Source organism: Microbacterium pollutisoli (assembly GCF_053586795.1).
On record NZ_JBNYWT010000002.1, the window covers coordinates 136,860 to 158,823 of the forward strand.

Genomic DNA, 21,964 nt, shown 5'->3' on the forward strand with positions numbered 1-21,964 from the left:
GGAATGCGCTTTCCCCAGTCGCCGTATCCGAGCCTACGAGCACGCGACGAACTCTGTCAACGAATTTCGTGAATCGTGTCAATCCCGACATCCCCGACCCCGCGTGGATGCCGGGAGGTGGGCGGTCTGCGTACTTGATTAGTCTCGCTAATGAGCTAGGCTAAGGATCGCCATGACCGCCTCCGACACCACCCCCGATCTCTCGCGCGAAGCCGCGGACTTCCGCATGGCCACGTTCCGGCTCGCGCGGCGCCTGCGCTCCGAGCGCGCCGTCGACCGCATGAGCGACGGCCAGTTCGCCGTGCTGGCGGCCCTCACTGTGCACGGCACGCATGCGCTGGGGGAACTGGCCGAGCGCGAGCGGGTGTCGGCGCCGTCGATGAACCGCACGGTCAACTGCCTCGAAGAATCGGGGTACGTCACCCGTACCCCCGACCCCGACGACCGCCGCAAGGTCAACATCGACATCACCGAGGCCGGCCGTGCCGTGGTCGAAGAGACGGTGCGCCGCCGCGACTCGTGGCTGGAGGCCGTGCTGGTGTCGCTGGACCCCGAGCAGCGCGACGTGCTCGCGCGGGCGGCGACGCTCATGCAGGAGGTGGCCGCTCGGTGAGCGCGATGTTCCGCTCCCTGGCGATCACCAACTACCGCACCTGGTTCATCGGCGCCCTCATCTCGAACACCGGGATGTGGATGCAGAACACGGCGCTGAGCTGGGTCGTGCTGACCGAGCTGACCGACAACGACGCGTCGGCCATGGGCATCACGATGGCGCTGCAGTTCGCTCCCCCGCTGCTGCTGGTGAGCGTCACCGGGTGGGTGGCCGACCGGTTCGACCGGCGCCGGCTGCTCATGGTCACCCAGACCACGGCCTTGCTGCTGGGCTTGGCGATCGGCGTGCTGCTGCTGACCGGGGTCATGACCCTGCCGATCATGTACGCGTTCGCACTGGGCCTGGGCTTCGTGCTGGCGTTCGACAACCCCGCACGCCAGGCGTTCGTGTCCGACCTCGTCTCGCGCGAGAACGCGTCGAACGCCGTCGCGCTCAATGCCGCGTCTTTCAACGGCGCCCGGATGATCGGCCCCGCCGTCGCGGGTGTGGTCATCGTCGCGGTGGGCACCAGCTGGGTCTTCTTCATCAACGGCTTCGCGTTCATCGCGATGCTCGTCACCCTCCGGCTCATCCGCACCGATCAGCTCATCCCGCGGGTGCGGTCCACCGGCGCCGCCCGGCTGGCCGACGGCTTCCGGTACGTCGCCGGCCGCGCCGACCTGCTCGTGGCGTTCATCATGGTGTTCCTGCTGGGAACCTTCGGTATGAACTTCCCGATCTTCGCGTCGACGATGGCGCTGGAGTTCGGGCAGGAGGCCGACGGGTACGGCCTGCTCAGCTCGATCCTCGCGGTCGGGTCGCTGGCCGGGGCGCTCATGGCCGCGCGGCGCGATCGCGCCCGCATCCGGATGGTGATCGCCGGCACGGGTCTGTTCGCCGTGGCGGGGACGGTCTCGGCGTTCATGCCGTCGTACTGGCTGTACGCGGCCACCCTCATGATCACCGGCTTCGCGGTCGTGACGACGCTGACCACCGCCAACGGCTACGTGCAGACCACGACGGACCCCGCCGTGCGCGGACGGGTGCTGGCCCTCTACGTCGCGATCCTGCTCGGCGGCACCCCGCTGGGCGCGCCGATCGTCGGATGGGTCGCCGCCGAGTTCGGGCCGCGCGCGGCGATCCTGCTCGGGGCCTTCTCGGCTCTGGCCGCCTTCGCCGTCGGCTTCGGCTGGCTCATCGTGTCGGGTCGGCTGCGGCGGCACGAGCAGCGCCGCTTCGCCCTGGTCATCGACGAGACCCAGCCCCTGCCGGTCGTCTCACCCGCGCAGTTCAGCGACGAGGTCGCCCAGACCACGCCGATCTCGCTGCCGGGTCCGCCGGCGTCCCGCCCCGCGGGCTGACCCGCCGGGCCCGTCGCACCCCGCGGGCTCGTGGGCGGTCGGCACCTGAACGCCGCACCGCCGCCGGCACCCGGGCGGTCGGCACCTGCGCCCGCGGCTCCCGTGCGCCGTGCATCGCACGCACGGTTGTCTTCGCGCCGCGCCACGCATCGTGCCCATCGGCACCTGCCGGGCGCGCCGCGCCGCAACAGCGCGCCCACCGGCTCGGCGATCGGCCCTATGGTGGGCGGATGGCAGACCTCGACGCCCAGCGTGCCCAGCTCGACGAGCTGCGGGAGGCCGCGCTCGATCGCGCCGAGTCGGCCATCGCCGCCCTGGCCGAGCTCACGCGCGACCGTGACGAGCCGGCCGACGACGAACACGACCCCGAAGGCGTCACCCTCTCGGCCGAGTGGTCGCGCCTGAGCGCCCTCGTCGACGCCGCCCAGAGCGAACTGCGCCAGGTCGACAACGCCCTCGCGCGATTGGATGCCGGCACCTACGGCGTCTGCGCGAACTGCGGCCGCCGCATCCCAGCCGCGCGGTTGAAGGTGCGCCCCTTCGCCGAGCTCTGCGTGCCCTGCGCCGAGCAGGCCGGGCAGTAGCGCGGCCGCCGCTGCGGCATGAAACCCCTGGCCGTCAGCGGTCGGTGGCGGCGCGGGGCTCAGGCGTCCCCGGCTGTCGCACGGGCTCCAGCATCCACGGCATCCCCGGTCTCAATGCGGGTCCCGGCATCCCCGGCTGTCGCGCGAGCCCCGGCATCCCCAGCGCCAGTGCGTGCCCCAGCATCCCCGGCCCCCACTGTCGATTCGCGCACGACCAGCTCGGGCTGGAAACGCACCGCGCGCGCCTCACGGGGCGTCTCGACCTCTTCCAGCAGCAGGTCGACCGCCGTCGCCCCGATCAGGCGCGCCGGCTGACGGATCGAGCTGAGCGGCACGACCGTCGCCGCGGCGAAGTCGATGTCGTCATAGCCGATGAGGGCGATGTCGTCGGGCACGCGGGCACCGCCCATGATCGCGAACGCCTGTAGCAGCCCGACCGCGAGCAGATCGTTGGCGGCGAAGACGGCGTCCGGACGCTCTGCGGCCGGCCGCGCGAGAATGGCCTCCCCGGCGGCGCGCCCGTCGAGCACGGTGAGCGTGGGCCGCTCGATGACCTCGAGGCTCGCTCCCGGCACGGCGGCGACGGCGGCCCGGGCCCCGGCGAGCCGGTCGGCGACCTGCGGGATCGTGTGCGGGCCGGCCACGAAGGCGAGTCGGCGACGACCGATCTCGAGCAGGTGCGCGGCGGCCAGGCGTCCGCCTTCGACGTCGTCCACGGCGACCGAGGCGATGGCGCCGTCGGGCGACTCCCGGTCGACGAGCACGCTCTGGATGCCACGGTCGCGCAGGCGCCCGAGCCGCTGCAGGTCCTCGCCGACGGGGGTGATCAGCACGCCGAAGGCACGCTGCTGCTCGAACAGATCGAGGTGCGTGCTCTCGCGCGCGGCGTCGTCGTCACTGTTGGCCACGAGCACCGACAGCCCGCGTTCGGCCGCACGCTGCTCGGCCCCCCGCGCCACCTCGGTGAAGAACGGGTTGCGCAGGTCGAGCACGACCAGGCCGATCGTGCGACTCCGGCCGGCACGCAGCTGCCGCGCCGCGTCGTTGCGCACGAACCCGAGCCGGGCGATCGCGGCCTGGACCCGGGCGACGGTCTCCGGCGCCACCTTCTCGGGATGGTTGAGCACGTTCGAGACCGTGCCCACCGAGACACCCGCCGCCTCCGCGACGTCCCGCACGCTCACCGCCATCGTCTTCCCTCCCGTGAACCGGTCGCTCTCAGCGCCCGAGCAGCGCAGGCACCGCGATCGGGATCCCGGCGGCGAAAAATCGTTTCACCCGGTTCACGATAGCGACTCGGCGCACCCGACCCCTGCCGGGCAGCGCGACCGGGGCAACGCTTCCCGATCGGCTTGACAGGCCCACGGCCACGATCTACGCTCGGATCCAGAGTTCATGAAACGATTCAACCGTCGCTCAAAGGAGCCGTGCCCATGACCCGCGTGGCTTTCCAACTCCAGGTACGCCCCGAGCTGCTCGACGAGTACATCGCCCGGCACACGCCGGTGTGGCCCGAGATGCTCGCCGAGATCGCCGCCGCCGGCCGCCGCAACTACTCCTTGTTCCTCGGTGAGGGCGGGCGTCTGTTCGGCTACTACGAGACCGACGACGACGCGGCCGCCCAGGCCTACCTGGCGGCATCCCCCGTCGCGGCGAAGTGGGAAGCCGAGATGGGGCGCTTCTTCGTCGGCCTCGACGGCCGCCCCGACCAGGCCGCGACGCCGCTGACCGAGATCTTCAACCTGCACGACCAGCTCACCGCCACGAACGAAGGCACAACATCATGACCACGCTGTCCCCCGACCACCTCGCCGCCCTCGAGAAGCAGAGCATCGAACTGCCCAGCTGGGCGTTCGGCAACTCGGGCACCCGGTTCCGCGTGTTCGCGACCCCCGGCACGCCGCGCGACCCGTTCGAGAAGATCGCCGACGCCGCCCAGGTTCACAAGCACACCGCCCTCGCCCCCAGCGTCGCGCTGCACATCCCGTGGGACAAGGTCGACTCCTACGACGACCTCCGCAAGCACGCCGAAGACCACGGCGTGGCGCTCGGCACCGTCAACTCGAACACCTTCCAGGACGAGGACTACAAGTTCGGCGCCCTCACCCACCACGATGACCGCATCCGCCAGAAGGCCATCGACCACCACTTCGAGTGCATCGAGATCATGGATGCCACCGGCTCGCGCGACCTGAAGATCTGGCTCGCCGAGGGGTCGAACTACCCCGGGCAGAACGACATGCGCGGCCGGCAGGACCGCCTGCAGGACTCACTGCAGCAGATCTATGCGCGCCTGACCGGTGACCAGCGCCTCGTGCTCGAGTACAAGTTCTTCGAGCCGTCGTTCTACCACACCGACGTCCCCGACTGGGGGACCTCCTACGCGCAGGTGGCCGCGCTCGGCGACCGCGCCATGGTCTGCCTCGACACCGGCCACCACGCCCCGGGCACCAACATCGAGTTCATCGTCATGCAGCTGCTGCGCCTGGGCAAGCTCGGCTCGTTCGACTTCAACAGCCGCTTCTACGCCGACGACGACCTGATCGTCGGCGCCGCCGACCCGTTCCAGCTGTTCCGCATCATCGCCGAGGTGATCCGCGGCGGCGGCCTGAACAACCCCGATGTGGCGTTCATGCTCGACCAGTGCCACAACATCGAGGACAAGATCCCCGGCCAGATCCGCTCCGTGCTCAACGTCCAGGAGATGACCGCCCGCGCCCTGCTCATCGACCGCGAGGCGCTCGAGGCGGCGCAGCAGGCCAACGACGTGCTGACCGCCAACGCCGTGCTCATGGACGCGTTCTACACCGACGTGCGTCCGCAGCTGGCGACCTGGCGCGAATCGCGGGGCCTGCCCGCCGACCCGATGGCCGCGTACGCGGCATCCGGCTACCAGCAGAAGATCGCCGACGACCGCGTCGGCGGCACCCAGGCCGGCTGGGGCGCGTAAGCCTCACTCGCCTGTCACAGACGGCGGCCCGACTCCGCATTCTGTGACAGGCGAACCCCACGCTTCCGCTCACCCCCAGCTTCCGCCCCCCACACTTCCGCTCCCCTGTCACAAACGGCGGCCCGAACCCGCACTCTGTGACAGGCGAACCCGACGCTTCCGCTCGCCTGTCACAAACGGCGAACCGAACCCGCACTCTGTGACAGGCGAGGCCTCAGGGCGAAGGAACCACCGGCAGGCGGCGCGCGAATTCCCGGGCGAGCCGCACGGGGGCAACAGTGGCTATTCTTGTTCAATGAACCAATGGCGAGCGGTCCGATAACCCGTGGCGACGATCCGGGATGTGGCCGAGCGCGCCGGGGTGTCGGCGGGCACCGTCAGCAACGTGCTGAACCGGCCGTCGTACGTTCGCGCCGAGACTCGCGAACGCGTGTTCGCCGCCATCCGCGAACTCGACTTCGTGCCGGACAAGAGTGCGCGGCAGTTCCGCCCCGGACGCACCCGCACGGTCGGGGTGCTGGTGGCGAACCTGGACAATCCGTTCTTCGTCGACGTCGCGCTCGGCGCCGAGCAGCGCAGCCGCGAGCTCGAACTCGGCGTCGTCGTCTGCAACAGTACCTACGACCCCGTGCGTGAATCCCAGAATCTCGACCTCCTGGTGCAACAGCGGGTACAGGGCATCATCATCTCGCCGGTGGACGAGAACAGCTCACGATTGGAGATGCTCAAAGATCGCGGCATCCCGATGGTGTTCGTGGACCGCGTCGGCGATGACCGGGACTGCTGGTCCGTGATGGTCGACGATCGACGCGGCGGGAGGCTCGGAGCGAAGCACCTGATCGACCGCGGGCATCGCCGGATCGCCTACTTGGGCCACCCCGACCGTTCACCGAAGGTGCGAGAGCGCTATCAGGGGGCCCGCGAGGTCATCAACCGGGCGCCCGGGGACATCACCCTCGAGCTGCTCTCGGCGGAGTCGTGGACGGTGGAGTCTGGTCGCGCAGCGGGGAACGCGCTCATCCGGCGCCCGGCCGACAAGCGACCGTCCGCCGTGCTGTGCGCCAACGACATGCTCGCGCTCGGCCTGCTGCAGACGGTGACACAGAACGGCATCCGCGTGCCCGAAGACCTGGCCATCGTGGGCTATGACAACATCCAATGGTCGGAGATCGGGGCGGTGCCGCTGACCACCGTCGCCCAGCCGCGTGAACTGCTCGGACGCACCGCCGTCGACATGATCATGCAGCTCATCGACGACCCGCGCCGTGCTCCCGTCGCCAATCACGTCATCCTGCAGCCCGAACTGGTCGTTCGCGAGTCCGCCTGAACGAATGACGATGGGGCGGCCGGTATGACCGACCGCCCCACCCGATCCGGCCCTTCGGCCGGATCGTCGTCATCAGAGCGCGGGCTCGATGTCGTCCACGTTGTCGATGGTGACCACAGTCAGCGGGATCGGCAGTCGGGCATCGACCGTCTCCCCACCGGCGACCTTGACGATCGTCTCGAGGGCCAGCTTGCCGTCCTCGATCGGCGACTGCAGGATCGTGGCGTAGAAGTGCCCCGCCTTGATCGACTCGAAGGCGTCACGCTGCCCGTTGATGCCGACGATCGGCGGGATCTCGTCCAGCGAACGACCGGCCTCCGACCACGCGTCGATGAAGCCGCGGGCCATGGTGTCGTCGTTCGCGTAGACGCCGTCGATCTCGTCGCCGAAGCGGGTGATCAGGTCACGGCTGGCCACGAGCGCCTTCTGCTGGTCGAAGTCGGCGTTCACGACCTGCAGCACCTCGATGTTGCTGCCGATCTCTTCCAGCCGGTCGGTGAAGCCGTCGGTGCGGCCGATGCTGGTGCCGTTGCCCGCCTGGCCGGCGATGATGACCACGCCACCCTCGCCCCCGAGCGCCTCGTTCATCGCATCGGCGGAGAGCACGCCCTCTTCGTAGACGTCGGGACCGGTGAAGCTGGCCACCAGCTCGAGTGCCTCGTCATCCATCGGAGAGTTGACGAGCACGACCGGGATCCCGGCCGTCTGCGCCTGGATGAGCCCCGGGATGTATGCCTGCGGGTCCAGCGGCCACAGCACGATGCCGTCGGGCGCGCGCCCGACACACGTGGTGAGCTGTTCGGTGCCCGTCTGCACGTCGAAGTCCTGGCTGAGCATCGTGACCTCGGCACCGGCCTCCTCGGCCGCCGCGAGGAACGCCTCATTGGCCGGGGTGACGTACGCGTGCGATTCCGCCGCGGTGACGTAGCAGATGGACGGGCCTTCTGCGGTCGCCTCACCGCCGTCGGCGTTGCCGCTGCCACCGGACCCGCCGGATGAACAGCCGGTCAGGAGCAGCGCTGCTGCGACGGCCACGCCTCCGATCAACTTCGTACGCTTCATGCGATCGCCTCTTTCTTCTCTTCTCGGTTGCTGTCTCCGCGCCTGTCGCGAAGACGTCGTAAAAGTGCGTGAGCGGACAGGTCGACACGTTGGCCGTCCGCAGTGAATCGATCCAGCAGGATCAGGAGGATGAGGATGGTGCCGGTGACGATGTCCTGGACATAACTGGGCACGCTCTGGTATTCCATCGCCGTCGTCAGCGCGGCGAGAGTCAGCAGTCCGCCCAGGGTGCCCAGTGCCGACCCGACACCGCCCTCGAGCCGGGTCCCGCCGATCACGACGGCCGCGATCGCGGTCAAGGTGATCGTGTCGCCGAACACGGGCGAACCGGTGTTGGAGGCCACGCTGAACGTGACACCGGCGACACCGGCCATGAGGCCCGCGAAGACGAAGGCGCCGAACAGATGCACATCGGCACGGATGCCACTCGCAGCCGCCCCGGCCGCATTGCTGCCGACGGCGAGCAGGTTGCGCCCGCCCACCGTCCGGGTCAACCACACGTGCAGGGCGACGATCAGCAGCAGGAACAGCAGCACCCGCGGCGAAACGGTGCCGCCCACCGGCTGGGTCAGCGGGATGCCGAAGAACGGGTCGATGCCGCTGAGCGGCCGGGACTCGGTGATGAGGTGGCACACGGCCCGGAAGAACAGCATCGATGCGAGCGTGGCCACGAGCGAGTTGATCCGCATCACGACGACCAGAACACCGTTGATCGCCCCGGCGGCGACACCGACGAGGACCCCGACGACGGCGGCCGGGATCTGGCCGAGGGTGGGTTGAAGCCCGATCGCAGCGATGCCCGAGAGCGCGAGGATCGCACCGCCGGACAGATCGAGCTGACCCGCCATGAGGACGACGGTCAGTCCGATCGCGAGGAATCCCATGGTCGCCACACGATCGATGCCCAGGCTCAACGTGCGCGCTTCGAAGAAGCCGGGCACGAAGGATGCCGCGAGCACGAGCGTGGCGATGAGGATGACGATCACCCGGTAGCGTGCGATTCCGAGGAAGAACACGTTGTCACTCAGACGCAGTTTCATGAGCGTCCTCCCTTCCTGCGCAGGTACACGTCCAGCGAGACGGCACCCACGATCAGCGCGCCCTTGGCGATGCCCTGCACGGGCGTCGGCACCCCCTGCAGGACGAGGATGTTGTTCAGCAGGCCGACGAACACCAGGCCGCCGATGGCCCTGGGCACGCTTCCCATACCGCCGAGCAGGCTGACTCCACCCACCACGACGGCGGTGATCGCGTCGAACTCGTAGCCGATACCGATCCCGGGCCGGGCCGTCTGCAACGTGACGCCCAGCAGAACGCCGGCCAGGCCCGACAGCCCCGCGGTGAGCACGAACGAGCAGGCCCGCGTGAGCGACAGCGGCGCAGCACTCGCCCGCATCGCGTCGGGGTTTCCCCCTGCCGCGTAGGACCACCGCCCGAGCGTGGTGCGCGAGAGCACGAGGTGCCCCGCGATGGCGACCGCGATGAAGATGAGCGCGATGACCGGGATGCCGAAGATGCGGCTGTTCAGGAACGCCTGCGCCGCCGTGTCCGAGCCGTAGACGATCACGCCACCGACGCTCCACTGCGCGCCGCCGAGAACGATCGTGCTGACGGCGAGCGTGGTGATCACCGGGTTGATGCCCGCATATCCGATGAGCACGCCGTTGATGACGCCGGCGAGCAGCGCCGCCAGCACCCCGACCAGCGCGGCGGGAACCGTGCCGATCGTGGGCTGGAGGCCCAGCGTCAGGATCGCGCCGAGGGCGACCGTGGCCGGCACGGAGAGATCTGCGAGGCCGCGCGTGATGAACACGAACGTCATCCCGACGACGATGACGCCGAGGATCGAGATGTTGATCAGGACGTTGGTGAGGTTGCCGAGCGTGAGGAACTTGTTCGACAGCAACGAGCCGATCACGAGAAGGATGACGATGCCGGCAGGCATGCCGATCCAGCTGCCCAGGCGCGCACCCCATCCGTCGCGCACGATTCGCGAGCCGGTGTCGGCTCGCCGCACAGTCTGCGTCGTCATGCCATCACCTCCCCCGTCGCCGCGTGCATCACGGTCTTCTCATCGGCTTCCGCGTGCGTGAGCTCCGCGGACACCCGCCCCTCGTGGAGCACATAGATCCGGTCGCTCACCGCGAGCACCTCCGGCAGTTCTGACGAGATCAGCAGGATTGCGACGCCGGACGCCGCGAGCTGACCGATGATCGTGTGGATGTCGGCCTTGGCGCCGACATCGACACCACGAGTCGGCTCATCGAGGATGAGCACATCCGGACGTGCAGCGAGCCACTTGGCGATGACGACCTTCTGCTGGTTGCCGCCGCTGAGCGTCTCGACCGCGCGGTCGATGACCGGCGGCGAGACCCCGAGCTCATCGACTTTCTGGGTGGCGAGCTCCCGCTCCTTGGCGCGCGAGATCCATCCGCCGCGCCCGACGGTGTGGAGCACCGGCAGCGCCACATTGTCCTTGATGGATGCGCTGGGAATGATGCCGTCGCGCTTGCGGTCTTCCGGCACATACGCGATCCCGGCGCGGACTGCGTGCCGTGGGGACCGGTGCGAGACCTCTTCGCCGTTGATGAGGATGGTCCCGGCGTCCGGCTTGTCAAGGCCGAAGATCGCGCGGGCGACCTCTGTGCGTCCGGCGCCCACCAATCCTGCCAGCCCGACGATCTCGCCGGCGCGGACGTTCAGCGAGACATCCTCGAACACATCCGTCCGGCTCAGTTCCCGCACGTCGAGGACGACATCCCCGATCGGGACCGTGGTCTTGGGGAAGACATCGGTGAGCTCACGACCGACCATCAGCGAGATCATCTCCGCGGAGGTCAATCCCGCCGCCGACCGGGTATCGATCTGCCGACCGTCTCTGAGCACCGTGACGGTGTCGGCGAGGTCGAGGACCTCGCGGAGCCGGTGGCTGATGTACACCACGGCGATACCGTCGTCGCGCATGGCGCGCACCACGCGGAACAGTGCCTGCGCCTCGTGCTCGCTGAGCGATGACGTCGGCTCATCGAGGACGATGATGCGCGGCTGCGCCGCGTACGCCTTCGCGATCTCGACGATCTGCTGCTGGCTCACGGTGAGCGTGCCCAGCATCACGCGGGGGTCGATGTTCGCGTCCAACGCCGCGAGCACTCGGTCGGCCCGCTCGAGCAGCGTCCGCTTCCGCACGAATCCGAAGCGCGACGGTATGGCCCCCAGGGCGATGTTCTCGGCGACCGACAGGTCGGGAACCAGGTTGAGTTCCTGATAGACCATGCCGACGCCACGGCGGCGTGCGTCGAGCTGCCCGCCGATGCGCGCCACCTGTCCGCCGAGGGCGATGGTGCCGGCATCCGGCTGGTAAAGACCGGCGAGGATTTTCATCAATGTCGATTTGCCGGCGCCGTTCTCACCGACGATCGCATGCACCTCACCCGAACGGACGACGAGGTCGACGTCGCTGAGTGCTTTGATGCCGGGGAACGACTTGGTGATCCCCCGCATCTCGAGGGCGACTGCATCATGCATCGATGGCGCTCCGATCCTGTTGTTCGTCGCGGCTGGGAGAGAATGCCAGCTCGACGGCGTATTCGACCGACTCGCCCGGCTCGAGGAACGGCAGTATGCCTTCGTCCTCGGCGGCGGCGCGGCCCCGGCTCCAGTCCACGTTGGTCGGCTCGAGCCCGAGCACGTAGTGGCCTTCGCCGAGCATCTTCCACTGATGTAACCCGGGCAGCGTCGCGGTGTCGAATCGGAGCTCGAGGCGCGCATCGGCATCGGGATTGTCCACCACGACGCACGCGGTCCCCAGGTCGCCGAAGTCGTGGCGGAACACCTGCTCGGCGTACCCGGGCTCCGGCGCATGGAGCACATGCCAGCTCGCCACTCCGCGCTCGGCGGCAGGGTCGCGCGGCACCAGTCCGTGTGAGGGGATCTGCAGCACGGCGGACTCCGAGATCAACGGCCAGCCGAGATTGCAGTGGTACAGCACCATGTGTCCGCTGCGCTCGTGCGCCTCGTTCGTGACGGTGTCCTCGATCCGGATCGTAGTGCCCCCGATATCCGCGACGATGCGTCGGCGCAGGACGAGGTTCTCCGCGAAGACCCGCGCCTGCCGCACCTCGCCCTCGATGACGATCCGTTCGGCGCCGACGTCGACACGACTGATCGTGCCGGGAGTGGAGCTGATGCGTCCGTGCATCGGGTAGTCGACACCGTGGGCGGAGCTGGGCGGCCCGAACGCGTCCAGTCCGCACGTGGTGAGCATGCCGCCCCCGAACACCCGCAGCCAGTCCGTGCCCAGCTGGTTCGTGAGCGCCGGCGCAGCGAAGCCGGTCGGCGAGATCCAGCTCATCGGCATGCCGCGGTAGGTCACCACGCCCAGATCGATGCAGCGGTCCGGAAGCACGTCGAAAGACAGTCCCCCGCCGGTGTCCACGCGGATCACGCGAGTGCCGCGGGCGCTCCCCTCCGTGCGCATGAGCCGCTCGGCGCGCGCAACCTGGTCGATCGAGCCGACCCGGCGCCGCACCTCTCGGTGCTCGAGCCCCCAGATAGCAGTGCTCATTCAGATCCCCAGTCCGCTGCGCTCCGCTGACAACTGCGCGTTGCCGGGACCGAAGTGCTTGAGGATGACGAGGTCATCGGTCTCCGAGTCGTTGACGACCCGGACGCCGCCCTTCGCAGCGGTCGCGGTCACGAAGAATTCGTCGCTCGAGAACTGGCCGTATCGGATCGACGAGATCGCTGCGAGCGGAAGCCCGTTGATCGTCCCGCGTCCGCCGACGACGATCAACCCGTACGCATCCGCCTCGGAGACCGTGACGGCTCCACCGGGGGCGACGGTCAGCTCCTTGGCGCTGAAGGCGTCGGAACGGTATGTGATCCACCGCTCAATGTACTCGGGAGAGCCCGACTGGCGACTCTGCAGCGTCTGCACCGGGGCGGTGAAGCGATTGCTCCAGAAGTGGGGGTCGACGTTGCGGTCCCAGTCCACCAGCTCGACGATGAAGTCGAGGTCGCCCACGCGGTCCTCGGGGACGTCCTTCCACAGCAGTTCGTCGCCCACCTCGCGGTTGTTCGACCACGACTCGGTCATCGCGAAGACATCGCACGCGGCTTGCGGTTCGTAGGTGCACATGCTCGCCGGTGCGTGCAGGATGCCGGCCGGGACGTCCCACCCGGTGCCGGGCGTGATCCGATACGCCTTGGACAGGTCGGTGATGCGGTTGTCCCCGCCGCGCAGGAACGCAGCGAGCTTGTCGCGGAGCTGTTCCTTGGTCACCTCGGGGTGCAACCCGAAGAAGGTGTAGGGGAACTGTCCGCCGTGGTTGTTCATCTGCGGAGGGAAGTAATACGCCTCGGGCTTGCCGGGCTTGCCGACCAGCGCAGCGTGCTCGTCGCGGTGGTGGATGTGGAACGGCAGCGGGTACTCGTTGTCGAAGAACTTCGAGTACATCGGCCACAGGCCATGCGAATCCCAGAGCTTCCCGATCGCATCATTCTTGACGTAGGCGATCAGCTCATCGAACGGGATCACGCCGCCGTCGGGATCGCGGACCAGGCTGAGTCCCTCGAACTCATCGGTGAGAGGTCCGTTCTCGGCGCGGACAGCACTGGCCAGCCAGCGCTCGTCGATGCCACCCCGGGTCTTCCCCAGCGGGAAGTAGTCGTCCGGGTGGAGGCGGATGCGACGGCCGGGAGTGCAGAAGGCCCGAGGAACCCATGCGGGGGCGAGACGGAGGATGCCGCCGGTCGCGTCCATCGCCCGCTCGATAGCGGCGTGCGCACCGGTGACGTTCTCGTAGGGGCCGGCCTTCGCCATCTTGTTCACTCCTTCGTGGACGTCGGACTCGCGACGTCGCGATCGTGCCTGGTTCATTGAACCATTTGTGTTTCAGTGAATGTAGCAAACCCCGCGGAAAGACACAAGAGCTATTCTGTGCAACATCACACGTTCGATCATGATCCACAGGGAGGCACCATGGCCACGAGCGGCACGGTGCGTGGCGAGGAGCGCAAAGCGGCGATCCTCACCGCTGTGAACGCGGAGGGCAGCGTCCAGCTGGACGAGCTCGCAACCCGGCTCGAGGTCTCCCCGATGACCGTGCGGCGGGACCTCGATGAGTTGGAATCGGAGGGACTGCTGCGGCGGGTCCGCGGCGGCGCCATCGCCATCACCGGACCGCGCCTGTTCGGTGAGCGGCGCGCAGTGCGCACCCGCGCGAAGCAGACCATTGCCGCCAAGGCCGCCACCCTGCTGCCCGCCTCCGGCGCCATCGCCTTGGACGCCTCCAGCACCGTCGGCACCCTCGCGGGCGCACTGAACGCGCACGGCGACCTGGTGGTCGTCACAAACTCGTACGAGAACTTCAGCGCACTCGGCGCCTCGGGCGGCATCACGCCGGTGCTCATCGGCGGCGAGCAGGATCCCACCACCGGCAGCTTCATCGGCCGGATCGCCTGCGACGGCGCGGACTCCATGCTGTATCAGACCTTCTTCACCTCCGCCGCTGCCGTCCACCCGGTGCACGGCAGCTCGGAGGTGTCACTGCCGGAGAGTCAGGTCAAACGTGCCTTCGCCGCACGGAGCACCCGCACCGTGCTGTGTGCGGATTCGTCCAAGCTCGGCGCGGTGGCGGTCGCCTCCGCGTTCTCGTTCGACGAGGTCGACGTACTCATCACCGAGCTCGACCCCGCCGACACCGCGTTGGACGCGTACCGAGGAGCGGTTGATCTCCTGTGACATCTTGTGCGAAACGTTCTTTCTTGTCATCATGATCACTAAGTAACAAATTGGAGAGGTCATGACCAACCCCACCGCCGCCGAGCTGATCGCGCGCAGCAACCGTCTGGGCGCCGACCCGAAGAACACGAACTACGCCGGCGGCAACACGTCGGCCAAGGGCACCGACACCGATCCGGTCACCGGCGAGCCCGTCGAGCTGCTGTGGGTCAAGGGCTCGGGCGGCGACCTGGGCACGCTGAAGCCCGAGGGGCTGGCCGTACTGCGCCTGGACCGCATGCGCGCGCTCGTGGACGTCTACCCCGGCATCGACCGCGAGGACGAGATGGTCGCCGCCTTCGACTACTGCCTGCACGGCAAGGGCGGGGCCGCGCCGTCGATCGACACCGCGATGCACGGGCTCGTCGACGCGGCACACGTCGACCACCTGCACCCCGACAGCGGCATCGCCATCGCCACCGCGGCGGACGGCGAAGAGCTGACCGCCACCATCTTCGGCGACAAGGTCGTCTGGGTGCCGTGGCGCCGTCCCGGCTTCCAGCTGGGTCTGGACATCGCCGAGATCAAGGCGAAGAACCCGCAGGCGATCGGCTGCATCCTGGGCGGCCACGGCATCACGGCCTGGGGCGACACGAGCGAGGATGCCGAGGCCCACAGCCTCTGGATCATCGACACGGCGGCGCGCTACATCGCCGAGCACGGCGCGGCCGAGCCGTTCGGCGGCGTGCGTGCCGGCTTCGAGGCCCTCCCCGAGGCCGAGCGTCGCGCCCGCGCCGCGGCACTGGCGCCCACGATCCGCGGCCTCGCCTCGACGGACAAGCCCATGGTCGGCCACTACACCGACTCCGACGTCGTGCTCGACTTCCTGGCATCCGAGAAGGCCCCGGCCCTCGCCGCCCTGGGCACCAGCTGCCCCGACCACTTCCTGCGCACCAAGGTGAAGCCGCTGATCCTCGACGTGCCGGCCACCGCCTCCGTCGAGGAGCAGATCGCGCGCCTGCAGGAGCTGCACGTCGAGTACCGCGCCGACTACCAGGCCTACTACGACGCGCACGCCACCGCGGACTCCCCTGCCATCCGGGGCGCCGACCCGCTCATCGTGCTCGTGCCGGGCGTCGGCATGTTCAGCTACGGCGCCAACAAGCAGACGGCGCGGGTGGCGGGCGAGTTCTACGTCAACGCGATCAACGTCATGCGCGGCGCCGAAGCGCTGTCGACGTACACGCCGATCTCGGACGCCGAGAAGTTCCGCATCGAATACTGGGCGCTCGAAGAGGCCAAGCTCCAGCGGATGCCCAAGCCCAAGAGCCACCAGGGCCGCATCGCCCTGGTCACCGGCGCCGCCAGCGGCATCGGCAAGGCCATCGCCACCCGGCTCGCGGCCGAGGGCGCGTGCGTCGTGGTCGCCGACCTCGACCTCGCCAAGGCGCAGGAGGCCGCCGCCGAACTCGGCGGCACCGACGTCGCCATCGGCGTCGCCGCCAACGTGGCCGACGCCGACGCCGTGCAGGCCGCGATCGACGCGGCGGTGCTGGCCTTCGGCGGCCTCGACCTCGTCGTCAACAATGCGGGCCTGTCGCTGTCCAAGCCTCTGCTGGAGACCACCGAGAAGGACTGGGATCTGCAGCACGACGTCATGGCCAAGGGCTCGTTCCTGGTGTCGAAGTCCGCGGCGAAGGTGCTCATCGACCAGAAGATGGGCGGCGACGTGATCTACATCTCGTCGAAGAACAGCGTGTTCGCCGGCCCGAACAACATCGCGTACTCGGCGACGAAGGCGGACCAGGCCCACCAGGTGCGTCTCCTGGCCGTCGAGCTCGGCGAGCACGGCGTCCGCGTCAACGGCATCAACCCCGACGGCGTCGTCCGCGGCTCGGGCATCTTCGCCAGCGGCTGGGGCGCCAACCGCGCCGCGACCTACGGTGTCGCCGAAGAGGACCTCGGCCAGTTCTATGCGAACCGCACGATCCTCAAGCGCGAGGTCGTGCCCGAGAACGTGGCCGACGCCGTGTACGTGCTGACCGGCCCCGAGCTGAGCCGCACCACGGGCCTGCACATCCCGGTCGACTCGGGCGTGGCTGCGGCCTTCCTGCGATGAGCGCGACTTCGCCGGCCGTGCGTGCCGTGGCTGCCGTCGACCTGGGCGCGACCAGCGGCCGGGTGATGATCGGCTACGTCGGCGACGGCGAACTGCGTCTCGAGCCGGTCGCCCGGTTCCCGAACGGTCCCGTTGAGGGCCCGGACGGCCTCCACTGGGACTTCACGGCGCTGTACCGCCATATCGGCGACGGCCTGCGCGAAGCGATCACGCGCGAGCCCGGGATCGCCAGCGTCGGCATCGACTCGTGGGCGGTGGACTATGGCCTGATCCGCGACGGGCTTCTGCGCGGCGAGCCGTTCCACTACCGCGACGACCGCTGCGCGACCGGCGTGGAGAAGGTCCACGCCGAGGTGCCGTTCGCCGAGCTGTATCGCCGCAACGGACTGCAGTTCCTGCCGTTCAACACGCTGTACCAGTACGCGGTCGAAGCCGGGCTCGACCAGGCCGACGCCGCGCTGCTGATCCCCGACCTCGTCGCGTTCCTGCTCACCGGCGTCCAGATCGCCGAGCGCACGAACGCCTCCACGACGGGCCTGGTCGACGTGCACACCGGCCAGTGGGACACCGACCTGATCTCGCGCCTCGGCATCCCCGCGCACCTGCTGCCCACGCTTGTGGACCCCGGCACGACGATCGGGACGATCCACGGGACCGCAGCCGAGCACATCGGCGCCGAACTGCCGGTCGTCGCGGTCGGCTCGCACGACACCGCCTCGGCCGTCGTCGCCGCTCCCCTGACCACCCCGGATGCCGCGTACATCTCGTGCGGCACCTGGGGCCTGGTCGGTCTCGAACTCGACGCACCGCTGGTGACCGACGCGGCCCGCGAGGCGAACTTCACCAACGAGGGCGGAGTCGACGGCCGCGTCCGCTTCCTGCACAACGTCACCGGCCTCTGGCTGCTGAGCGAGACGGTGCGGGCCTGGGAGAGCGAGGACGGCGCACCCATCGACCTGCCGGGACTGCTGGATGCCGCGGCCGCGACCGCCGGCGAGGTCCCACTGTTCGACGCGAATGATCCGAGCCTGTCCGCGCCGGGTGACATGCCCGCGCGCATCGCGGCCGTGCTGCGCGCGACGGGGTCGGCCGTGCCGGATTCCCGGCCCGCGTTCACGCGGACGATCGTGGAGAGCATCGCCCAGGCGTTCGCCGACGCCGTCGCCACCGCCGCGCGGCTCACCGGCCGCGATGTCGACGTCATCCACATCGTCGGCGGCGGATCGCTCAACCGCCTGCTGTGCCAGGCGACCGCCGACCGGTCGGGACTGCCGGTGCTGGCCGGCCCGGTCGAGGCGACCGCGCTGGGCAACGTCCTGGTGCAGGCGCGGGCGCACGGCTGGTTCGGCCCGGATGCGACGCTCGAGACGCTCCGCGCCGCCGTGGCCGCCGCCTTCTCACCCGCACGGTACGAGCCGCGCGGCTGAGCGGCCGCGCCGCCCTCAGACCCGCGCCGCGGCGCCGACGACCGTGGCCGGGTCTGCGGCGCACTCCGCGTCAGCGGCCGGGTCTGCGGCGCACTCCGCGTCAGCGGCCGGGTCGGCGGCGCACTCCGCGTCACCGACCGGGTCCGCGGCACACTCCGCGTCACCGGCCGCATCGCCGGCGGCCGGATCGGCGGCGCACTCCGCGCCACCGGCCGCATCAGCAGCAGCGGGGTCGGCAGCGCACTCCGGCCCGCCCGCGGTGACCGCCAGCCGGCGATCCGGATCGAGTTTCGAGAGGATGCCGAAGCTCAGGCGTGCCAGGTCGTCGACACCGTCGGCATCCAACCCGTCGAGCAGCATCGTGCGCACCGCCGCGGCGTAGAGGGGACGACCGGCGGTGACGGCGGCCGCCCCGTCGTCGGTGAGCACGGCGTTGGTGGCCCGGCCGTCGTCTTCACACGCGGCGCGCACGACCAGGCCCTTGCGCTCGAGCCCGGTGACCACCCGCGACAGGCGCGGCAGCGTGGCGTTGGTGCGGGAGGCCAGGGCCGACAGGCGCAGCCGGTGCTGATCGGCCTCGGCGAGCGCTTCGAGCAGCTGGTACTCGAACGAGGTGAGTCCCACCGGCGCCATCTGCTTGTCCAGCGCCGTGGGCAGCAGTTCGAGCAGCGCATGCAGCCGCGCCACAGCGACGCGTTCGGGGTGGGTGAGCTCGTCCATGGACTCCATTCTAGCCGATAGTTGCATCTACAACCAATCTGCGTTATCGTGTTCGTTGTACCTACAACCAAAGGCTCCACGAGGGCCGGAGAAGGAGTGACGCGCATGGCTCATATCACGATCATCGGCACCGGCACCATGGCCAACGCGATCGGCGGTGTCCTCGCCGGCGGCGGCAGCACCGTCGAGTACATCGCCCACGACCAGGTCGGCACCGCGCCGGTCGCCGGCGACATCGTCGTGCTCGCCGTGCCCTACCCCGCCGTCTCCGGCATCCTCGACGCCTACCGCGACCAGCTCGACGGCAAGACGATCGTCGACATCACCAACCCGCTGGACTTCGAGACCTTCGATTCCCTCGTCGTCCCCGCCGACAGCTCGGCCGCCGCGCAGATCCAGGCCAGGGTGCCGGGCGCCCGGGTGCTGAAGGCGTTCAACACGACCTTCGCCGCCACCCTGGTGAACAAGACCGTCGGCGGCCTGCCGACGACCGTTCTGATCGCCGGCGACGACTCCGCCGCCAAGGAGCAGCTCGCCGCGGCCATCACCGCCGGCGGCGTGACCGCCCTCGACGCCGGTGCCCTCAGCCGCGCCCGCGAGCTCGAGGCGCTCGGGTTCCTGCAGCTCACCCTGGCGGTGGGCGAGAAGGTGTCCTGGACCGCCGGCTTCGCTGTCGCCCGCTGACCTGGCCGCGGGTGGGGTCGACCCGACGCCCCGCCCCGGCATCCACACCCTGAGGAGAACACCATGAACGCCCCCACCCCCGCTCTCGACGAACGTGTCATCGATCCCGGCACGACGATGGATGCCGTCACCCTGCGTGTCGGCGACCTCGAGCTGATGTCGGATTACTACGCCACCGCTCTCGGGCTGAACGCGATCGAGGAGCGCGCCCGCGGCCGCGAGGTGCGCCGGGTCCTGGGCCGCGGCGCGACGCCGATGATGCGTCTGATCCACACGCCCGACCTGCCCGGGGTGGACCACCGTGAGGCGGGGCTGTTCCACACGGCGTTCCTGTTCGACTCCCCCACGTCGCTCGCGGCCACCGTCTACCGCGCGGCGCAGGACCCGCGCAGCCGGTTCACCGGGTCGAGCGACCACCTGGTCAGCGAGGCGTTCTACTTCACCGACCCCGAGGGCAACGGCATCGAGCTGTACGTCGACCGGCCGCGCACGCAGTGGCGCTGGGCCGGCGACGAGGTCGAGATGTCGACGCTGTACCTCGACCCCAACGAGTACCTGCGTACCCACCTGACCCCGGAGGCGTTCGAGGCCGGTCCGACCCAGTCCGGTCGCGTGGGCCACGTGCACCTGCAGGTCGGCGACATCGCCACGGCCCGCGCGTTCTACGTCGACGGCCTCGGCTTCGAGACCACCGTGTCGAACTACCCGGGCGCCCTGTTCACGTCGGCCGGCGGCTATCACCACCACATCGGCATGAACACCTGGAACAGCAGCGGCGCCGGTCCGCGCGCGGCCCGGCTGGGCCTGGGCGAACTGGCCATCACGGTGCCCACGGCCGACGCGCTGGATGCCACGCGCGCGCGCCTGCGCAGCCGCGGACTCACCTTCTCGGACAACGGCACGTCGCTGCTGCTGCCCGACCCGTGGGGCACCCAGGTCACCCTGTCGCTGCCGGGCACCACGACCGAGGAGCTGCTCTCCCGCTGAGCCCTGCGGGGAGCGGCCGGCGCGCGCCACCCGACGTGTCCGGCGCACGCCACCCGACGCGCCACCGGACCCCGCACTGCCGGGTCAGCGCACGAGCGCGCGCACGGCCGTGCCGAGCTCGAGGTCGGCGACCGTCACGGCCTGTCCGGTCTGCAGCGACCGGTTGCCGGCGATGCCGACGGCGACCGAGCGCACACCGTCGCGCCACGAGGCGGCCCGGCCCAGCGGGTCGTCACCGACGCCCTCGAAGACCTCGCGCAGCAGCTGCGCGTCGCCCCCGCCGTGCCCGCCTTCCCCCTCGGGGATCGGCACCTCCACCGCGGGGGCGAAGTGCTCCTGCACCACGAGGCGTTCACCCACGGGGCGCACGCGGTCGCCCTGGCCGGAGCCCGACGCGCTCGGATCGACGATCGCCTCGACACGGCCGGACGGGCCGACCGGCACCGACCCGCGCTCGACGACCGTCAGCTCGGCCCGGCCGCGGGTGCCGTTGACAGCGACGGTGTAGCCCTCCCACGGCGAGTGGGCGTTCAGGGCGTACGACATCGTCGCCCCGCGGGAGTAGTCGACCACCAGCGCGAGGTTGTCCTCGATCGTGATGCCCGCGTCGAACACGTCGCGGTCGCGCAGATACCCGTCGAACCGTTCCTGGTCGAAGTACAGACCGCGCAGGGCGGCGTCCTCGCGCAGGTCGAGGCTGAACGCGTCACGCAGCGGCGAGTCCACCGACCCCCGCGGCGGCCGGGAGGCCAGCCCCCGCCGCGCCGCGGCCTCGGCGCCGTAGAACCGCAGGCCGCCGCTCGCGTACACGCGGGTGGGTGCGTCGTCCAGCCACCAGTTCACCAGATCAAAGTGGTGGCTGGACTTGTGCACCAGCAGCCCGCCGGACGTCTCCTTGTCGCGATGCCAGCGCCGGAAGTAGTCCGCGCCGTGCGCGGTGTCGAGCACCCACTCGAAGTGCACCGACGTGACCTCGCCGATGCGCCCGCCGGCGATGATCTCCTTCAGCGCGCTGTTGCGCGGCGAGTAGCGGTAGTTGAAGGTCACGGTCACGGCACGCCCCGTGGCATCCACGGCCTCGGCGATCGTGCGCACCCCGGCCTCGCTCGTGGTCAGCGGCTTCTCGACGACGGCGTCCGCACCGGCGTGCAGAGCGGCTGCCACGATGTCGGCGTGGGTGGCGTCGGGTGAGGTCACGATCACGCGATCGATGCCGTGGTCGCGCACGACGCCCGGCAGGTCGGCGGGCGCGAAGCGCAGCGGGTCGATGCCCAGGCGGGTGGCGTGCCAGTCCATGCGCCCGGGGTTGACGTCGCCGAGGGCGACCAGTTCGGCCGCGTCCGAGTGGATGCCGGTGATGGCGTCGAGGTACATCTGGGCGCGCGAACCGGCGCCGACGAGCGCGTAACGCTGGCGAGGTGGCATGGGGG

At 69.8% G+C, this 21,964-nt stretch carries 20 protein-coding genes; 11 read left to right on the forward strand and 9 right to left on the reverse strand.

What is annotated here, in order from left to right:
• Positions 1-172 precede the first annotated feature (172 nt).
• The 3 genes from ACQ143_RS05435 (at position 173) to ACQ143_RS05445 (ending at position 2,537) form a co-directional block, all read left to right on the forward strand.
• Positions 173-613 carry a MarR family winged helix-turn-helix transcriptional regulator gene (locus ACQ143_RS05435; protein ID WP_449569690.1) on the forward strand — a complete coding sequence of 147 codons (441 nt, stop codon included), beginning with the start codon at positions 173-175 and terminating at the stop codon, positions 611-613.
• A gap of 5 nt (positions 614-618) precedes the next feature.
• The gene (locus tag ACQ143_RS05440; protein WP_449570133.1) at positions 619-1,953 is read left to right on the forward strand and encodes an MFS transporter; all 1,335 of its coding nucleotides are present in this window, start codon (positions 619-621) and stop codon (positions 1,951-1,953) included.
• Positions 1,954-2,183: 230 nt separating this feature from the next.
• On the forward strand, positions 2,184-2,537 hold the full coding sequence (locus ACQ143_RS05445) for a TraR/DksA family transcriptional regulator (protein ID WP_449569691.1): 354 nt from the start codon (positions 2,184-2,186) through the stop codon (positions 2,535-2,537).
• Positions 2,538-2,596: 59 nt separating this feature from the next.
• Here the strand turns inward: ACQ143_RS05445 and ACQ143_RS05450 are convergent, their stop codons facing one another.
• Entirely contained in the window at positions 2,597-3,727 is a 1,131-nt protein-coding gene (locus ACQ143_RS05450; RefSeq protein WP_449569692.1) for a LacI family DNA-binding transcriptional regulator, read from the reverse strand.
• Between the two features lie 243 nt (positions 3,728-3,970).
• On the opposite strand from ACQ143_RS05450, the gene ACQ143_RS05455 reads away from it, so the two are divergent.
• The 3 genes from ACQ143_RS05455 to ACQ143_RS05465 all read left to right on the forward strand — a co-directional run bounded on the left by ACQ143_RS05455 (position 3,971) and on the right by ACQ143_RS05465 (position 6,814).
• Positions 3,971-4,324 (forward strand): L-rhamnose mutarotase, encoded by a 354-nt coding sequence (locus ACQ143_RS05455; protein ID WP_449569693.1) that lies wholly within the window; start codon positions 3,971-3,973, stop codon positions 4,322-4,324.
• Positions 4,321-5,487 carry an L-rhamnose isomerase gene (rhaI, locus tag ACQ143_RS05460; protein WP_449569694.1) on the forward strand — a complete coding sequence of 389 codons (1,167 nt, stop codon included), beginning with the start codon at positions 4,321-4,323 and terminating at the stop codon, positions 5,485-5,487. Before ACQ143_RS05455 ends, rhaI begins: the two co-directional genes overlap by 4 nt.
• A 325-nt stretch (positions 5,488-5,812) precedes the next feature.
• Positions 5,813-6,814: a LacI family DNA-binding transcriptional regulator gene (locus ACQ143_RS05465; protein WP_449569695.1), complete on the forward strand. Its 1,002-nt coding sequence runs from the start codon at positions 5,813-5,815 to the stop codon at positions 6,812-6,814.
• Positions 6,815-6,886: 72 nt separating this feature from the next.
• On the opposite strand, the gene ACQ143_RS05470 is transcribed toward ACQ143_RS05465, so the two are convergent.
• From ACQ143_RS05470 to ACQ143_RS05495, 6 genes are read right to left on the reverse strand one after another with little or no spacing between them, the layout of a single operon-like run.
• On the reverse strand, positions 6,887-7,876 hold the full coding sequence (locus ACQ143_RS05470) for a sugar ABC transporter substrate-binding protein (protein ID WP_449569696.1): 990 nt from the start codon (positions 7,874-7,876) through the stop codon (positions 6,887-6,889).
• A complete protein-coding gene (locus ACQ143_RS05475) occupies positions 7,873-8,916 on the reverse strand; it encodes an ABC transporter permease (RefSeq protein WP_449569697.1) in 1,044 nt (347 codons plus the stop codon). The genes ACQ143_RS05470 and ACQ143_RS05475 overlap by 4 nt, the downstream gene beginning before the upstream one ends.
• Complete coding sequence (locus ACQ143_RS05480; RefSeq protein ID WP_449569698.1) at positions 8,913-9,908, reverse strand: ABC transporter permease; 996 nt, start codon at positions 9,906-9,908, stop codon at positions 8,913-8,915. The genes ACQ143_RS05475 and ACQ143_RS05480 overlap by 4 nt, the downstream gene beginning before the upstream one ends.
• The gene (locus ACQ143_RS05485) at positions 9,905-11,401 is read right to left on the reverse strand and encodes a sugar ABC transporter ATP-binding protein (protein WP_449569699.1); all 1,497 of its coding nucleotides are present in this window, start codon (positions 11,399-11,401) and stop codon (positions 9,905-9,907) included. Before ACQ143_RS05485 ends, ACQ143_RS05480 begins: the two co-directional genes overlap by 4 nt.
• Positions 11,394-12,440: an aldose 1-epimerase family protein gene (locus tag ACQ143_RS05490; RefSeq protein ID WP_449569700.1), complete on the reverse strand. Its 1,047-nt coding sequence runs from the start codon at positions 12,438-12,440 to the stop codon at positions 11,394-11,396. Before ACQ143_RS05490 ends, ACQ143_RS05485 begins: the two co-directional genes overlap by 8 nt.
• On the reverse strand, positions 12,441-13,754 hold the full coding sequence (locus tag ACQ143_RS05495; protein WP_449569701.1) for a hypothetical protein: 1,314 nt from the start codon (positions 13,752-13,754) through the stop codon (positions 12,441-12,443). It abuts the gene before it with no gap.
• A 102-nt stretch (positions 13,755-13,856) separates the two neighbouring features.
• Here ACQ143_RS05495 and ACQ143_RS05500 point away from each other — a divergent pair, with 102 nt between their 5' ends.
• From ACQ143_RS05500 to ACQ143_RS05510, 3 genes are all read left to right on the forward strand, one after another.
• Positions 13,857-14,618, forward strand: a complete 762-nt coding sequence (locus ACQ143_RS05500) for a DeoR/GlpR family DNA-binding transcription regulator (RefSeq protein WP_449569702.1) — start codon at positions 13,857-13,859, stop codon at positions 14,616-14,618.
• A 61-nt stretch (positions 14,619-14,679) separates the two neighbouring features.
• Positions 14,680-16,716 carry a bifunctional aldolase/short-chain dehydrogenase gene (locus ACQ143_RS05505; RefSeq protein ID WP_449569703.1) on the forward strand — a complete coding sequence of 679 codons (2,037 nt, stop codon included), beginning with the start codon at positions 14,680-14,682 and terminating at the stop codon, positions 16,714-16,716.
• Positions 16,713-18,143, forward strand: coding sequence for a rhamnulokinase (locus ACQ143_RS05510; protein WP_449569704.1), 1,431 nt, complete (start codon positions 16,713-16,715; stop codon positions 18,141-18,143). The genes ACQ143_RS05505 and ACQ143_RS05510 overlap by 4 nt, the downstream gene beginning before the upstream one ends.
• Positions 18,144-18,158: 15 nt before the next feature.
• Here ACQ143_RS05510 and ACQ143_RS05515 read toward each other — a convergent pair whose 3' ends face one another.
• Entirely contained in the window at positions 18,159-18,863 is a 705-nt protein-coding gene (locus ACQ143_RS05515) for a MarR family winged helix-turn-helix transcriptional regulator (protein WP_449569705.1), read from the reverse strand.
• A 105-nt stretch (positions 18,864-18,968) separates the two neighbouring features.
• On the opposite strand from ACQ143_RS05515, the gene ACQ143_RS05520 reads away from it, so the two are divergent.
• Together ACQ143_RS05520 and ACQ143_RS05525 are read left to right on the forward strand one after the other, a co-directional pair.
• On the forward strand, positions 18,969-19,547 hold the full coding sequence (locus tag ACQ143_RS05520) for an NADPH-dependent F420 reductase (RefSeq protein ID WP_449569706.1): 579 nt from the start codon (positions 18,969-18,971) through the stop codon (positions 19,545-19,547).
• 63 nt (positions 19,548-19,610) lie between these two features.
• Positions 19,611-20,534: a VOC family protein gene (locus ACQ143_RS05525; RefSeq protein WP_449569707.1), complete on the forward strand. Its 924-nt coding sequence runs from the start codon at positions 19,611-19,613 to the stop codon at positions 20,532-20,534.
• Positions 20,535-20,618: 84 nt separating this feature from the next.
• Here the strand turns inward: ACQ143_RS05525 and ACQ143_RS05530 are convergent, their stop codons facing one another.
• A complete protein-coding gene (locus tag ACQ143_RS05530; protein WP_449569708.1) occupies positions 20,619-21,959 on the reverse strand; it encodes a Gfo/Idh/MocA family protein in 1,341 nt (446 codons plus the stop codon).
• Between the last annotated feature and the right edge of the window lie 5 nt (positions 21,960-21,964).